This is a genomic window from Occallatibacter sp. (assembly GCF_049510455.1).
Taxonomy (GTDB): domain Bacteria; phylum Acidobacteriota; class Terriglobia; order Terriglobales; family Acidobacteriaceae; genus Telmatobacter.
Genome location: NZ_JBEKYX010000035.1, coordinates 21,114 through 35,890, shown reverse-complemented (window position 1 = coordinate 35,890; position 14,777 = coordinate 21,114). Strand labels below are relative to the sequence as shown.

15 protein-coding genes are annotated in these 14,777 nt (G+C 57.7%); 2 read left to right on the top strand and 13 right to left on the bottom strand.

From position 1 onward, the window contains the following. The 3 genes from ABSG47_RS08490 to ABSG47_RS08480 form a co-directional block, all read right to left on the bottom strand. Window positions 1-526, bottom strand: a 526-nt coding sequence (locus tag ABSG47_RS08490; RefSeq protein WP_424168824.1) for a hypothetical protein, incomplete at its 3' end; no start/stop codon positions are given. Between the two features lie 40 nt (window positions 527-566). Next, a complete protein-coding gene (locus tag ABSG47_RS08485) occupies window positions 567-1,262 on the bottom strand; it encodes a CDGSH iron-sulfur domain-containing protein (RefSeq protein WP_424168822.1) in 696 nt (231 codons plus the stop codon). Between the two features lie 116 nt (window positions 1,263-1,378). Continuing rightward, window positions 1,379-1,618, bottom strand: a complete 240-nt coding sequence (locus ABSG47_RS08480; RefSeq protein ID WP_424168820.1) for a hypothetical protein — start codon at window positions 1,616-1,618, stop codon at window positions 1,379-1,381. 158 nt (window positions 1,619-1,776) lie between these two features. Here ABSG47_RS08480 and ABSG47_RS08475 point away from each other — a divergent pair, with 158 nt between their 5' ends. Continuing rightward, complete coding sequence (locus ABSG47_RS08475) at window positions 1,777-2,544, top strand: dienelactone hydrolase family protein (protein WP_424168818.1); 768 nt, start codon at window positions 1,777-1,779, stop codon at window positions 2,542-2,544. Window positions 2,545-2,574: 30 nt separating this feature from the next. Here ABSG47_RS08475 and ABSG47_RS08470 read toward each other — a convergent pair whose 3' ends face one another. Both ABSG47_RS08470 and ABSG47_RS08465 read right to left on the bottom strand, forming a co-directional pair. Further along, window positions 2,575-5,451, bottom strand: a complete 2,877-nt coding sequence (locus ABSG47_RS08470) for a TonB-dependent receptor (protein ID WP_424168816.1) — start codon at window positions 5,449-5,451, stop codon at window positions 2,575-2,577. A gap of 539 nt (window positions 5,452-5,990) precedes the next feature. After that, complete coding sequence (locus tag ABSG47_RS08465) at window positions 5,991-6,731, bottom strand: hypothetical protein (protein WP_424168814.1); 741 nt, start codon at window positions 6,729-6,731, stop codon at window positions 5,991-5,993. 210 nt (window positions 6,732-6,941) lie between these two features. Between ABSG47_RS08465 and fabG the strand changes: the two genes are divergently transcribed. Then, entirely contained in the window at window positions 6,942-7,688 is a 747-nt protein-coding gene (gene fabG / locus ABSG47_RS08460; RefSeq protein WP_481133022.1) for a 3-oxoacyl-[acyl-carrier-protein] reductase, read from the top strand. A 62-nt stretch (window positions 7,689-7,750) separates the two neighbouring features. Here fabG and ABSG47_RS08455 read toward each other — a convergent pair whose 3' ends face one another. The 8 genes from ABSG47_RS08455 to ABSG47_RS08420 form a co-directional block, all read right to left on the bottom strand. Further along, entirely contained in the window at window positions 7,751-8,275 is a 525-nt protein-coding gene (locus tag ABSG47_RS08455) for a hypothetical protein (protein ID WP_424168812.1), read from the bottom strand. Between the two features lie 188 nt (window positions 8,276-8,463). Beyond that, entirely contained in the window at window positions 8,464-10,086 is a 1,623-nt protein-coding gene (locus ABSG47_RS08450; RefSeq protein ID WP_424168810.1) for an inorganic phosphate transporter, read from the bottom strand. A 126-nt stretch (window positions 10,087-10,212) separates the two neighbouring features. Continuing rightward, entirely contained in the window at window positions 10,213-10,605 is a 393-nt protein-coding gene (locus ABSG47_RS08445) for a type II toxin-antitoxin system death-on-curing family toxin (RefSeq protein ID WP_424168808.1), read from the bottom strand. Continuing rightward, window positions 10,602-10,844, bottom strand: coding sequence for an AbrB/MazE/SpoVT family DNA-binding domain-containing protein (locus tag ABSG47_RS08440; protein ID WP_424168806.1), 243 nt, complete (start codon window positions 10,842-10,844; stop codon window positions 10,602-10,604). The genes ABSG47_RS08445 and ABSG47_RS08440 overlap by 4 nt, the downstream gene beginning before the upstream one ends. A gap of 63 nt (window positions 10,845-10,907) precedes the next feature. After that, complete coding sequence (locus ABSG47_RS08435; RefSeq protein ID WP_424168804.1) at window positions 10,908-11,873, bottom strand: segregation and condensation protein A; 966 nt, start codon at window positions 11,871-11,873, stop codon at window positions 10,908-10,910. Window positions 11,874-11,877: 4 nt separating this feature from the next. Beyond that, on the bottom strand, window positions 11,878-13,056 hold the full coding sequence (trpS, locus tag ABSG47_RS08430) for a tryptophan--tRNA ligase (RefSeq protein ID WP_424168802.1): 1,179 nt from the start codon (window positions 13,054-13,056) through the stop codon (window positions 11,878-11,880). A gap of 74 nt (window positions 13,057-13,130) precedes the next feature. After that, on the bottom strand, window positions 13,131-13,826 hold the full coding sequence (locus ABSG47_RS08425; RefSeq protein ID WP_424168800.1) for a site-2 protease family protein: 696 nt from the start codon (window positions 13,824-13,826) through the stop codon (window positions 13,131-13,133). A 206-nt stretch (window positions 13,827-14,032) separates the two neighbouring features. Then, entirely contained in the window at window positions 14,033-14,773 is a 741-nt protein-coding gene (locus ABSG47_RS08420; RefSeq protein WP_424168798.1) for an acyltransferase, read from the bottom strand. Window positions 14,774-14,777 lie beyond the last annotated feature (4 nt).

Below are 14,777 nucleotides of genomic sequence, written 5' to 3'. Positions count from 1 at the left end.
TCCACCATGCTGCTTGCGTATAGCCCTGGCGGTTCAGCACATCGTTCATGCCGGCAACTGCCAGCGCGGCAACAGGAGTAGGCTGTTCCCTGGCTGCGCTTTGCACGGTTGACCACATCTCGCTCTGCAGCTTCGTTGTCTCTGCGGCAATCGAGTTAAGCTGCTGCTCATCTGTGACCGTATAGAACAACACGCGCTGGTCCAGATATTGAACCAGCAATTGACGTACTTTCACCGCAGAGTCCCCAGGTAGCAAATCTGCACGGGCGTACTCTGTTCCAATCGCATTGGCCTCTTCTTCTTCATAACTCTTGCGCATATCGTATCGGCTCACCGCCATCGAAAAGGCAAACCCGATGATCAGGGCCAGAAGAGTCAGACTTGCACTCACTGCGAGGTCAAGGTCTTGCCGTTCGCTCTCTTTGACCGGCCGCAGCCGCACCATAAGAAACGCGCCAACCCACACCGAAAACCAAAACCCGAATAGCGAAAGAGCGAAAACCAGAAATGGATAGCGTTGAAGCATGATTCATTTTGCACCTTTAGCCGGATAGCTTCACACTTTTCTAAGTGAGCCCATCCTGAAACTTCACGCTCGCATGACTCCCGTCACAGAAAGGCTTGTTGGACGATTGGCCGCACCGGCATAGGGTCACCCGGTTGCGGACCTCATACACTTCTCCGTCGGCTGAAGTGATGGGGATTCCTCCGCGCACCCAAAGGGGACCGCTGCAGCCCTGTGCAGGGTCTTCCACAAGTCCGATGGACTCGGGAAGATGCGGTTCGATCTTGACGTGCGAGTGTTTGTCCTCAATCACCAGCCGGCCGGAAGGACAGTGGCTTGCTTCGCGTTCCACAGCTTCCTTCACCTGGGGAGAACTCGTCTCCGAGATCTGCTTCCAGATGGAGCCGTCACGGTCACAAAAGCGGGCAAAGGCACATAAGTGCTCCGCATCGTGAAGAACGACCGTCTCACCCTCCATGTGTTTTGCTTGCCGCGCGTATGACGCGCGGCTGGCAGTCTCTGTTCCATCAAAGCCCGTTTTTGCATGGGATCCATCGCAAAACGGCTTGTGATTCGATTGGCCGCAACGACAAAGAGCATACTGCGATGTCACTTCAAAGTGCTTTCCTTCTTCCCACCGTACGGACTCCGCCTGCTCATTGACTCCAATGGTGTACAGCGACAGCGGAAGCGCATTCGTGACAATATACGGACCATTTTTGGCGATTTTGATTTCACTCTTACTGGCCTTGTCCATGTTCGACTCCATTCCTGGTCTGGCGATCCTGCGATGACAGGATAGACGCGGATGGATGGATCAAACAATCGTCGTGCAGTCCTAAAATGTTTGCCGGTGCATTACAGGTTAGTATCCTAACCTCGGTTCGAAGGGCGGTATTCATCGTTGCCCTGCGACTGGCCGGAATGCGAATCGAGCCAGTGACCCATCAGAAGATTCTCATCGGAATCCGGCAGGCCCTCGGTTTGTGCGGACGCTTTGAGTAGTTTTTTGCGAAGTTCGGCAGCACGCTGCGCCTCCGCGGCCTTCTCCGCGCCCGCCATCGAGTTGAGATGGGCGGCGGAGTGATTCATTGAAGCACCGTGAATATGCATTGCTTTCCTCCTGCAGACTCAAGGCGCAGTTTGCTTTCCAGAATCCTTGTCGAAAGCTGAGAAAACACTCATTCGCCGTCCGGCCTTTGCGGGGAATGCATCCGGGATCGCGATTGCCTCAAGCGTGATAGGTTTATCGTGCATACAGGAGCAACCAGATGATTGTGGTCGATGAAATTGCGGATCTGTCCACTTCCTATGGACAGATGCGCACGCATATCGCGCGGCCTGCGGCGCCGGGCCGTTATCCAGGCGTCATTTTATATTCGGAGATCTTCCAGATCACAAATCCTGTTCATCGCATTGCCGCGCAGCTTGCAGGACACGGTTACATAGTTGCCGCGCCGGAGATTTATCACGAGTTTGAAGCGCCGGGCACTGTTCTTCAATACGACCAGGCAGGCTCCGATCGCGGTAATGCGCTGAAGACAGCCAAGGAGCTGGCCAGCTACGATGCCGATGCCCGCGCCGTTCTCGATTACCTGAAGTCGCGTGCCGATTGCACCGGGCAGCTTGGCGCAATCGGCATCTGCATCGGCGGCCATCTGGCCTTTCGCGCCGCATTTCAGCCCGATGTGCGCGGCACAGTTTGCTTCTACGCCACGGACATTCATAAGCAGGGCCTGGGCAAAGGCGCGAACGACAACTCACTCGAACGCGCGAAGGAGATTCAGGGCGAGCTGCTCATGGTCTGGGGCCGGCAGGACCCGCACATTCCGCTCGAAGGCCGCATGAAGATTCTCAATCGCCTCAACGAGCTGGGCACGCGCTTGAGCTGGCACGAGGTGAACGGAGCGCATGCCTTTCTGCGCGACGAAGGCCCACGCTACGACCCGGAGCTGGCACGCAGTTGCTTCGGTCTCGCGCTCGATCTCTTCCATCGCAGGCTTCACTTCGGCGATGAGGCCACAGCGGCCGGTGAGTGAATCGCGCAGGTCCGGTCTGCGATTCTTTCCTCAGAACCGGAAGAACGTCTCCACATCGACGATCCGGTTCGCGGAACTGTTGCCATTGGTGCTGGCCAGCGCGGTGGACTCACCGAAGAGCGTTGAGCCCAGCACACCCACCGGTGGCGCATAATTCGGATGGTTGAAAATGTTCTGCGCGGAGACGCCGAAACCCAGCGTGTACCGGCGCTCGATCTCTTTCTTTTCCGGCTTGGCCGCTGGCTTGGCGCTGGAGTTCGCATTCGTTGCGGCAGCCGCGGCCTCCGGCGGCGCGGGATCTTCCGGCAGCACCGGGCCAAAGCTGAATCTGCGGCTCAGGCGCAGATTCGCAACAATCAATCCCGGCCCTTTGCCGTAGTCAATGGGAATGATCTTTTGCCCGGCGATGGGATCGGCGTCAAAGGTGCCCCACTTGGTGGCATAAACACTGGGCCGCGTCAGGTCCGTGGCAAAGGCGGGACGATCGTTGAATTGCGTGTCCCCGTTCAAGTCCTCGCCCACCACAATATTGAACGGCGAGCTGGACTGGTACAGGATGAGTGGATTGATGGAGAAGTGGCTGGGCAGGCGCACATAGCCGCCCACAAACGCGCGGTTGCGAATATCGTACGAGGCGCGGCCCCAGTCCGCATGAATGTCGTACTGGTTGGATGGAAAGCTGGTCAGGCCGGAGGTGTCGGCCTGGGCCTTGCTGATGGTGTAGTAGCCCCAAAGGCCGGTCTTCTTGGTGTTGAAGCTGCCGTTAATGCTCAAGCGGTTGCGCGCCGAGTCTCCCTGCGAGTTGTATTGGTAGATGTTTTCATCTGTGCCCAGCGGGCGCTCGCCGCTCGTGGGATCGTCTGGATTGTAGGTTCCCGGCAGAGGCGCATTGATGTTGCGTGTGATAAACAGGTGATCGCCGCGCGAGTAGAGATAGTTTGCTGAAAGCGAGACATACTTGCCAATGGACTTATCCACGCCAAGCCCCGCAATGAACAGGTAGGGCGCGCGCAGGTTCGGGTTGATCGAAAAGATCGTGGGCGCGCTTTGCGAGCCGCCGCTGCATGCCGCTGGCGGCGGATTCGCCGTGCAGGTGCCCGGATAAAAATCCGGATCGGTGATCGCCACGGCAGTCTGCGTAACTCCGTTCTGCCGCTCGGCCTGCAGCAGGCCCGCCGAGGTGAAGCGCTGATAGAAGAATCCCGAACCGCTGCGAATCACTGCGCGCGGAGGCTTATTGGCGCCGCCTGGAACCGACCATGCAATTCCAAGCCGCGGGCCAAAGTCTGCGTGGTCATGCATTCCCGTCTGCGTTTCAAAGCGTAGTCCGGGACTAAGGATTACGCTGGGAGTTATCTTCCAGTTATCCTCGGCAAAAATGCCCGCATCCGCCATGCTGACCACGATGCTAGGATTCCCCATGGTCTGCGAAAACAGGCTGGCTCCGCCGCCCTCTGCCTGGATCTGCGCCGGCGTCGGGCAGTTTTGCGGGTTCTGTGCGCATTGCTGCATGGCCTGCTCGGTAATCCGATAGGCCGCCAGTGAGGCAAAGGTAAACTGCCCGTTGTAATTCGCTGTCGAGTAATTGGAATCGCGGATCACGCGCAGCCGTCCGCCGACAGTGATGTCATGCGGGCCGTGGTTGATGCGCAGCATATCCTGAAACTCGTAGTGATCCTGTGCATCGCGGCTGACGCCGGTGTTGTTGCCGCCGCCGGTAAATGCTCCCTGCACCGCCAGCGTCGTCTCCGTCGATTGCGGAATCTGGTTGTTGCGATCGCGAGTGTATTGAAAGCGCACCTCATTGAGAACCTTGGCGCTCCACGCCTGCGAGTCGGTCACCTGCAGCACCTGCTCCGTCTGGGTGCTGTTAAAAGCCTGTGACGCAAGCTGGAACTGGCCCACGCCGGAGTCCTGAGCCGTGCTGCGGTCCAGTATGTAGCGCACGCTCAGCGTGTGTACCTTGCCCCACTGCCAGTCAAAGCGCGGCGTTACAAAAAGCCCCGATCCGGGTGTGCTGATCGCCTGTGTAAACGGCGCCTGGTTGAGCGAGTCATCCAGAATCTCCGCATTCACAACCGAAACGTTGATTGCCTGCCGATGCCAGACGCTCAAGAAGTACGAGGCATTCTTGCCCACAGGGCCGTTCACGTCAGCGTCGAACTGGTACATGTAATACGGCGGCTGCTCGGTCACAAAAGGATTTTGCGCGTTCCACGGCGAATCGTTGCCCTGCATCCAATACTCGGCATGCAGTTTGTCCGCACCCGGCTTGGTGAGAATCTCAATGCGGCCAAATCCCAGCGAGTCATATTGCGCCGAGTAAGGATTCTGGTTGATGCGAATCTCGCGAATGGCGGATTTCGGAGGCAGTTTCGTCGCCGTAAATCCATCCACATAAAACTGCGTGCCCGTCTCCGCATCGGCTCCGGCCATGGCCGTAAGCTGTGTTGAAAGCTCGTCGGGATCGTCAGAAAGCGCGCGCAGATCCTCGCCCTTCAGCACAATCGCACCGCCATTTTTCTCCGGGCTCGCATCCAGCGTGTCTGCGGAAACTGTCACGGATTGCTGATCCGCTTCAATCGCCAGCGTCATCGTAAGCGTGACCGCTGCGCCTGGCGTCACACGAACGCCTTCTTTGCGCGCAGGATGAAAGTTGGGCTCCTGCGCCTCGATCGCATACAAACCGGGCGCAAGCTGCGGAAAGGAATAATGCCCCACGCCGTCCGATGTTGTTTTGATGGGCGCATGCCCCGCGCGCGTAGCGGTTACGGCGGCCTGTGGAATCACCGCACCCGTTGGGTCCGCAACGGTGCCGCTAATGCTGCCCGGCCCAACCACTGCGCCCGCGGACTGCGAGTGAACCACGCACTGGACCGCTACAAAGAAAATTCCAACGACAAGCAAACGAATACTGCGATAAGCAGAGAAGCAAAAATTGTGCATAAAATACCGGCTGCTCAGTTGAGCGAATGAATGGCTGATGCTATCCGTATATGTTAGAAACAAAGAAGGGCTACAAACCAGCTCGCTGCGCATCTTGCCCCTTGCATAGCAAAGCAGTGGTTACGTTTATGAGACGGATCAAGTCGGCATTTCGTTCTATAAAAAGTTATCGGCTGTTTTGTCTCATAATCTGGTTTCGGGACATCCACACCGCAGGCAACAGCTCTCCCATTTGCCGAATCTTAAGGGCGCAACGGAGGAGAAATCCTCCAAAGGAGGGAGTAGCCAATGTTTGACGAAGGAATCCGCGAGGTTCGTTCGGATGACCGCGGGAGCTTAATACTTAAAGAAATGGTTGAGAGCGGAGGGCCTGCGAAACCAGGCTAATCGGGAGACTCGGCGATCAAAGAGGATAACTGGTCCATCCGAATCAGTCCTCCACAACTTGGCAGGGCGGCTCCATGGAGCCGCCCTTTTCATTTGTTCCTATTTGCATGCGGCTAATTCTGCGGCTTCGGCTGCGTCGAGCTTCCAGACCCGGAAGACCCGCTATCCTGCTGCGTCGCGGGCTTGGCCACAGGCTTGCGCTTCACGGCAGGCTTTTTTGCCGCTGGCGCAGGGCAGGCCGGTGGAGGCGGTGCCACCGGCACAGCGTGCGCGGCGGCTTCCTGTTGCACCTTGATCTTCGTTTCGAGATCGCCGATACGCACTTCCTGCGCTTTTGAGCCCTGCTCCAGCCGGTCGTAGAGCGAGCGGTTTGCCGCGGCCAGTCCATTCATTGCGTCCTGGATCTTCGCTGCCTGGTCTGCGGGAGCGGCAATGCGCGCGGCATCCAGCACGCGCAGCGAAACATCGTAAAGCGCCGCGAAGTTGCGCGCCAGGGGCAGCGCAGCGCCAGTGCGCGTCGGCGCGGCGTCAGCATCCTTGAGCAGATCGGGTATCTTCTGGTTCAGGTCATCCACAATGGAAGCGGTATCGTGCTCGGCCTCGGCGCGCACGTTGCCGCTTTTCCATTTATCCAGCTTCAGGTCTGCCAGCGTTGCATACAGACTCGCAAGCGAGGGCTTGAGCAGCTCGGTATAGGAGGCAAGCGCAGGCGCAGGCACCGTTGCCGTTGCCGGTCCTCCCGCGGGTGCGGGAACTGAAGCGGGTGCAGCCGCATCCGGTTGGCCCGTTGCGAGAGGCGCCAGCGACAGGGCGAAAGCGAAAAAAGGAAGCGCCGCAGCGCGAAGAAAAGACATTCAAGTGGCTCCCGGAATCTAAATAGGTCTAAACGTCTTGGGACACCAAGACTTAGACCGTTAGATGAGCCTCGGGGTAACAAGGTTGCGGGTTACCGATGCTCCTCTGCGTAATCTTTCCCGGATGCCGGGCCATTCGAGCAAGCAAACCTGTCCTTATACAATGTCCTTCGGGCGCGCACATTTCGCGCTGACGAAAGCTGACATCGCATGATCAATTTGCAGGGAAGAATCGCGCTCGTCACAGGCGCATCGCAGGGAATCGGCCGCGCCGTTGCCATTGAACTCGCCCGCCTGGGCGCAACCGTGGCTCTTGCCGCGCGCAATGAAGCCAAACTTGCCGAAGCTGTCGCGGAAATCGAAAGCGCCGGAGGCCAGGCGGCAGCTTTCTCGCTCGACGTTGCAAGCGAAAACTCCATCAAATCCGGCGCAAAAGCCATCCTCGAGCGCTACGGCAAGGTCGAAATCCTCGTCAACAACGCCGGAATCACCCGCGACACGCTCGTGCTGCGCATGAAGCGCGACGATTGGGACTCGGTTCTCGCCACCAATCTCACCGGCGCATTCCTGCTCACCCAGGCCCTGCTCAGCCCCATGCTTCGCAATCGCTGGGGCCGCATCATCAACATCACCTCGGTTGTCGGCCGCACCGGCCAGGCCGGCCAGGTCAACTACGCCGCCTCGAAAGCCGGACTCATCGGCATGACCCGTTCGCTCGCCCGCGAAGTGGCCTCACGCAACATCACCGTCAACGCCGTCGCTCCCGGTTATATCGAAACCGCCATGACCTCTGTGCTGGATGAGAAGGTCCGCGAGGCCATGCTCACGCAGATTCCCCTCGGCCGCGCCGGCACCGACAAGGACATCGCGCAATCCGTCGCGTTCCTCGCCTCGGACGCCGCCGCCTACATCACCGGCCACGTACTCGACGTCAACGGCGGCATGTTCATGAGCTAAGCAAAAGCAAAGGCCTGCCCTCGCGCCCGGCCACAAGCGCAAGCCCGCTGTTTTGAAGCGTCTTATTTCGCTTTCGTGTGCTGAATCATGATCCTGGTCTTGCCGTCTTTTGTGTTCTTGTTCGTCAACGTCACGTTGATGGTCTCTTTGTCGTTCACCTTATGCACAATCATTGCGGTGTCGCCCATGTTGAAGTCGGTGGCCACGGTGCCGAACTTGTCCTTATAGAAGGCTTCCACCTTCGAAACAGGATCGGGGGTAAGGTAGACCGCGGTGACGATCGAGGCGGTAAGCACTTCCATCTTCGATCCGCCTTCTGCAGGCGTTGCCCCAGGGTAGATGGCGACACCCAGGTCGTCCGCGGTAAATGAACCCGAATCTACAGTCGACACGGTAGAACCGAGAATCTTTACCTCGCTCTTGTTCCTTGCGTGCCCCATATCGTGCATCACGCGGTAGCCAATAAACGCCAGCGCGCCCAGAACGAGAACCACGACCAGGACAAAGACGCCAACGACGATGAGGACAATCTTCAGCGCGCCGCCGGATTTAGGCGCGGGTGCGGGCACAGGGGTAGGAGTAGCCAAAGAAATTCTCCTTTTTGAGTAGCTGGGAATCGTGTTTCAAAGATTCAAAACGCATCTTTGCGGGGAAAAAACTCGCAGCCAATATACCGCACAAGCCGCCGAATCCCTCCGCAAATTCTTTGCCGCAAAAGAAAAGGGCGTCCGCGGTTACGGACGCCCTGGAGTAGATGCCCAATCAAAACGAGGAATCAGCTACCTGCAATCATGCGGAAGAGCCAGAACAGAAGGCCCGACAGCAGAGCCGCCGCCGGCAGCGTAAACACCCAGGCCGCAGCAATGTTCCGGATCGTCGAAAGCTGCAGGCCGCTCTTGTTCGCCGCCATCGTGCCCGCGATGCCCGAACTCAGTACATGCGTGGTACTCACCGGCAGCCCGCCAAAGTCGGCAAGAGCGATGGTCGAAGCAGCCATAAGCTCGGCCACAGCGCCCTGCCCATACGTCAGGTGCTCCTTGCCGATCTTCTCGCCCACCGTCACTACAATGCGCTTCCAGCCCACCATCGTACCCAGGCCCAGCGCCAGCGCCACGGCTACCTTCACCCACGTTGGAATGAATTTGGTCGCCGTGTCCACCTTTTTCTTGTAATTGTCCAGAGCTCCCTGCTCACCCGCGTTAAAGCTGACCGCATGATTTTTGGCCATGACCCGCAGCGTCTCGCTCGTCACATACATGCCGTTGCGAACGTTGGTCTGCTTGTTGGCCGGAACGCGCTTGTAGTCGCCGTAGGCGTTTACGTCGCCTTCCAGGTTCTGGATCTCCATGCGCAGCGCCGTCAGCGTCCCAGGTGTGAAATTCTTGGTCTTCAGGTAATCCGTCAGTTCGTTTGCAGGGTCTCCCACTGTCGCATTCTTGTCGGAGTGAGCATCGATGATCGAAACCGCTCGCTCGCTCGCCGCAATAAAGTCCTGAATGTCGTGTGCGCTTACTGCGTGGTTCAGCGCGTATGCCGTCGGCACCGTGCCGATCAGGATCAGCATGATCAGGCCCATGCCCTTCTGCCCGTCATTCGATCCGTGGAAGAAGCTGACCAGCGTGCACGTAATCACCAGCAGAATGCGAATCGGGAAAGGCGGCGGCGTATTGTCCTTCGGAGCCTCGTAAAGCGCGGGATACTTGACGGTCGCTTTCGAAAACAGGAAGAGCAGAAACGCGCCGGCGAAGCCCACAAGAGGCGAGAGCAGCAGTGTCCAACCCACCTTGCTCGCCTGGGCCCAGTCAACGCCCGAGGTTCCGTTTCCACCGGTCAAAAACTGGTTCGCCAGGCCCACGCCGATGATCGAACCCGTCATCGTGTGCGTGCTTGAAGCCGGAAGCCCCAGCCACCAGGTGCCCAGGTTCCATAAAATCGCGGCCAGCAGCAGCGCAAAGACCATCGCAAATCCCGCGCCCGAGCTCACCTTCAGGATCAGTTCCACGGGCAGCAGCGTAATGATCGTAAAAGCCACTGTGCCTGCGGAGGTCAACACACCCACCAGGTTGCACAGGCCGCTCCATACCACCGCAATGTTCGGCTCCAGCGAGTGCGTATAGATCACCGTCGCTACGGCATTTGCCGTGTCATGGAAGCCGTTCACGAATTCGAAGGCCAGCGCAATGAACAGTGCCATGCCCAGCAGGAAATAGGGCCAGGTGCTGCCCAGGGTCACATTCCCCAGGTCGCCCGCAATGTGAAAACCCACATAACCCAGGCCGCCGAGGAGAGCAATAAGAATAATCACCCCGCTCAGCCAGGCGGGCGATTTTTTCATCTTGTGATCGAGTAGTGATCCGCCCTGTGGGGCAGCTCCCGCGGTGGTTGCAAGGTCTGACATGTGTGGCTCCTGATCAATTGGCGTGCGTCCGGGCATGCGCGGGGGAACATTACCAGACCAGCTAAGGGATACATCAAGAAGATGAAAGGGAAATGAAAAGATTCAGGAAAGCAGCAAGATTGCGACTTAGCGCGGCTGCGTATTGCGCTCAAACCAGGCCGACAGCTCCTCTTCCGAAAGCTCACCAGAGGCAAGATTCCAGAAAGTCATTACCCGATCCTCTTTTTTCGCCGTCACAATGAAGCCATTGCGCAGGAGGAACGTTAGGGCCACAATAAACGCCGTTCGCTTATTGCCATCCACGAAGGGGTGATTGGCAACGATGCCCTTCGCATAGGAAGCCGCAAGCTGGGCAAGTGAAGGAGATTGCTCCCCATACGCAAAGAGATTTTTCGGACGGGCAAGCGCGGATTCAAGTAAACCCATATCGCGGACGCCGCTCGGGCCACCGTGCAGTGCCAGTGCTTCGTCATGCATCGCCAGAACCGCATCAAGGCGAATCCAAATGGGTTCAATCATTCTGCAAGTCTTTGAAGAACATCGCGATTCTGCCGCATGATCTCCCGCGCCGCCTCCATCTGAGCCGCGAATTCCTCGTCATAAGGGGTCAATGTGCACCCCTTCTCTGTGCGGGTGTAAAACAGAATGTCACCCTGTTCAACATGGAGATCGGAGAGAACTTCTCTGGGAAGGAGAATCCCACTTGAATTGCCAACCGGAATGATCTTAAGGGCAGTGGCCTTTGAGCTTGTCGCCATAAAATCTCACTCCTTGAGTAATAACATTAATTCTAACACAAATTAGAACTTCGGTTATAACCTTTACTTCCAGTCATCCCGCGCCGCCACAGCCTCGTTCATGACAGCCTCAAAGCCCGAGTTCTTCTTGATAAAGATCTCGCTGAAAGCATGATCCTGCCGCAATAGAATCGCCTGCAGCCGCACCAGCTCCAGCAGCGCCAGAAATGCCGCCACCAGCGCCCGCTCGCTCTTTGTATGGCTCAGCAGCCGCCGTAGCGCCACCGGCTTGTCCTCCATCGTCAGCCGCCGAGTCAGAAACTGGATCATCTGGCCCACCGTCACCGAATCTTCTTCCACATTGAAAACAGGCCGCTTACGGGCACGATCCAGAATCTGCTGAAAGATCCTGACCAGGTCCGTCGTATCGGCGGCAATCTCCGGCTCGGCCTCGACGTCGTCCTTGAACTCCCGCACCCCGGGATTGGTCCACGCCGCAGCCTCCAGCATCTGCTTCTGCTGCAGCATCTGCGCGGCATTCTTAAACCGCTCGTGCTCCAGAAGCCGCTCCACCAGCTCGCGGCGCGGGTCTTCTGCGGCATCCTCCGGCCCTGCCGGCATGCGCGGCAGCAGCATCTTGCTCTTGATGTGGATCAGCAGTGAAGCCGTATAGATAAACTCGCCCGCCACATCCACATCGCTCGCCTTGAGCTGGTTCACGTAAACCAAAAACTGCGCCGTAATCTTCGCAATCGGAATGTCGTAAACGTCGATATCCTGCTTGCGGATCAGATCCAGCAGCAGGTCCAGCGGCCCGTCATACACCTGGCCCACCATCACGTCAAAAGGAGAAAACTTCTCCTCCTCCGCGGCCTTCTTTGCAGTGTCCTTCTTCGGCTTCGCAGCAGGTTTCTCAGCAGGCACAGGTGGAGACGTCAGCACCAGCTGGGGCCGCTCCGAAGTTTGCGCTTCCACGAAATTCTGCTCCGGCGCAGACTGCTCGACGGCAGTTTGTTCAATCTCGTTCGGCTTGGGGGATTCATCCGTCACTTCATCAACCTCTCGCCGGCGCCGGTGCCAGCTTCATCGCCACGCGAACCTCTTCCATCGTCTGCTCCGCTCGGGCAGACGCACGTGCATTGCCGTCCTGAAGAATTTCTTCCACCTGCTTTGGTGTAAAGCTCGCCCGCCGCTCCTGGATCGGATTCAGCACCTGCACCAGTGCATCCGCGGCCCAGCTCTTGCACTCAATGCACCCAATCCCTGCGCTCCGGCAGCCCTCATATACCTTCGCCAGCGTCTCTGCCGAAGAAAACACCTTGTGCAGATCGCCTACGGGGCACTTGTCCGGATCGCCGGGGTCCGTACGCCGTACGCGCGCCGGGTCCGTCACCATCGTCTTGAGCTTTTTGCGGACTTCGGGCTCAGTGTCTGTAAGCTGAATCGTATTCCCGTAGCTCTTCGACATCTTCCGCCCATCCGTACCGGGCAGCTTGGGCGAAGGCGTCAGTAGCACCTGCGGTTCCGGTAGCACTTCTGCCGGTGAAAAGCCCCTCTCTTTCTCGGATTGAGGGAAAGTCTGTCTAAGAACAGGCTCACCCTTCGGGCTCAATTTCCGCGCTACTTCTAGCCCCTCTTCCATTACAAGTTGTTCGTAGCTGACAAATTGCGCTGGGGGATGAGTTCCAAGCGAATAGAAATGGTTAAACCGCCGCGCAATCTCCCGCGTTAGCTCTACGTGCGCTGTCTGGTCGTTGCCGACGGGAACGAATTTGGGCTGATAGAGCAGGATGTCCGATGCCATGAGCAGCGGATACCCGAGAAAACCATAGTTAGATAGGTCTTTATTGGTGAGGTTTTCCTGCTGCTCCTTGTAGCTGGGAACGCGTTCCAGCCAACTCAGCGGCGTAATCATGCCTAGTAGTAGGTTTAGCTCAGCGTGCTGTAACACTTTGCTCTGCAAAAACAGCACACTCCTCGCCGGATCAAGCCCAGAGGCGAGATAGTCGAGCATAACGTCTTGAACGTTAGGCAGAATCTGCGAAGGATCGGCGTAGTCCGAGGTCAGCGCGTGCCAGTCTGCAATAAAGAAATAGCACTCATAAAGCCCCGAATCCTGCAGCTTGACCCAGTTGGCCAGCGCGCCCATGTAGTTGCCCAGGTGCAGCTTCCCTGTAGGGCGCATCCCGCTTAAAACGCGCGGCTTGGAAGTGATGGATTGCTGTTCTGACATGTGCCTGTCGTCAAATAAAGATAAGGCCGTCTCCGGCTCCATTTATTGTAGCGGCCCAGCCGCTGTGCGGCTCTCTACCGTCCCGGCAGGCTGTACAGAATGCCGAAGATCACACCCAGCACAGGCCTCATCAGCAGCGGCAGCAGAAACCATCCCATCGCAATCATCACAAACCAGCTCGCCAGGCCGCTGATGTTGTCATACGCCCGCATCGCGTTATACGGCAACAGGTTTCGCACAATGCGGCTGCCATCCAGCGGCGGAACAGGAAACAGGTTAAAGAAGAAAAGCGTCAGGTTCAGCTCAATCGCCAGAATCGCCAGAATCACAATCGCTTCCAGGCTGGAGCTGAACGCCATGCCGCCAAATGCCGAGAGCACCAGCTCCCGTCCCCCTGGCACGCCAATCTCGATCCCCGCCAGCGCCAGGAACGCAATCAGCGTCAACAGCAGGTTTGAAGCCGGACCAGCCAGCGTCGTCAGGTTGTCATCGCGCACAATCTTCTTGAAATTCCGCGTAATGACCGGTGTCGGCTTGGCCCATCCAAACAGCACTCCGCCCCGGAATATGAATAAGGTGAGCGCCGGATACAGCAGCGTTCCGATGGGGTCTATGTGATACATCGGGTTCAGCGTGACGCGGCCCTGCAGCCGTGCCGTCTGATCGCCCAGCCGCGAGGCCATCCACGCATGCGCGCACTCATGCACGCTGAGCGAAAAGACAAGCAGCACAAACTTGAATATGGCAATGACAAGGAAAGTCTGTGACACTTCAGCTCCAAAATACCGGAAACTTCAGATTATCATCCGCGCCGGGAACAAATCCGGTCGATCAACAAAGCGTCACAAACTGAGAGGCTCCCTCCGGCAAGCCCGGCGAAAGCCCATACAGCATCATCGAGCTCCACAAAGCCCGAATGTTCGATTGCTGGATCTCATCCACGACGCTGATCAAGGCATCGCACTGGCTAGGCAGCCTACCGCTTCTCAGATGGGAAGTCTCCAATCACCGCGTGAGGCTCAACCTTCTGCCCCGCCAGCACAATAGCGTGGCTTGCGATGCGCGCCTGTTCGCCAATCTCAATAGCTGTAAGCGAGACGTTTTCCATATCGTCCAGCGCGAATGCATGCGAATAAATGCGCGCAAATGAGCCGATCACCACCCCTTTGCCAATCTTGATGCCGCCGCGGTCGTTCAGCACCACGCCCTGGCGAATCTCAACATTATCCTCGATCGTCAGGTTGTACCCATAGGTCAGATCTACGCCGTGGTAAATCCGCACGCCCGTTCCCATATGCGCAAAAATGTGCCTGCCCAGCATGCACCGGAAACGTAGTCCCAGCCAGTGATTCAGCCCCAGCGGCGAGCGGTCAAACATCTTCCAGAACCAAAGCAGCGGCTTCAGCGGCGCCCATTTCTTCCGGTCAATATCCTTAAAATGTCCGGCTTCAAGCGTCACATTCTCGGGGTCCAGCGTAAGCGAAACCACGTTGCCCGGCAGCTCACTCGTCAGGGTCAGGTTCAGCTTTCCGCCATGCGGTCGGCCAAGATAAATCTGGTAAAGCTGGTCGCGGACGATCTCCGACCGTCGCTCCGGCACGTGATGCCGAGTGAACTCATCGTCCAGAAACTGGAGCCAGCGGCGGTAAATCTCTTCCGCCTCAGGCGTAGGGTGCGGCGCAGTCGCAATAGCATTCGCAGGAGTAGCCATACGCATAGGA

Bases quoted from the DNA above. Each gene is read 5' to 3' on its own strand.
- ABSG47_RS08485 (WP_424168822.1), bottom strand. From the start codon at position 1,262: ATGGACAAGGCCAGTAAGAGTGAAATCAAAATCGCCAAAAATGGTCCG.
- ABSG47_RS08480 (WP_424168820.1), bottom strand. From the start codon at position 1,618: ATGCATATTCACGGTGCTTCAATGAATCACTCCGCCGCCCATCTCAAC.
- ABSG47_RS08475 (WP_424168818.1), top strand. From the start codon at position 1,777: ATGATTGTGGTCGATGAAATTGCGGATCTGTCCACTTCCTATGGACAG.
- ABSG47_RS08465 (WP_424168814.1), bottom strand. From the start codon at position 6,731: ATGTCTTTTCTTCGCGCTGCGGCGCTTCCTTTTTTCGCTTTCGCCCTG.
- fabG (WP_481133022.1), top strand. From the start codon at position 6,942: ATGATCAATTTGCAGGGAAGAATCGCGCTCGTCACAGGCGCATCGCAG.
- ABSG47_RS08450 (WP_424168810.1), bottom strand. From the start codon at position 10,086: ATGTCAGACCTTGCAACCACCGCGGGAGCTGCCCCACAGGGCGGATCA.
- ABSG47_RS08445 (WP_424168808.1), bottom strand. From the start codon at position 10,605: ATGATTGAACCCATTTGGATTCGCCTTGATGCGGTTCTGGCGATGCAT.
- ABSG47_RS08440 (WP_424168806.1), bottom strand. From the start codon at position 10,844: ATGGCGACAAGCTCAAAGGCCACTGCCCTTAAGATCATTCCGGTTGGC.
- trpS (WP_424168802.1), bottom strand. From the start codon at position 13,056: ATGTCAGAACAGCAATCCATCACTTCCAAGCCGCGCGTTTTAAGCGGG.
- ABSG47_RS08420 (WP_424168798.1), bottom strand. From the start codon at position 14,773: ATGCGTATGGCTACTCCTGCGAATGCTATTGCGACTGCGCCGCACCCT.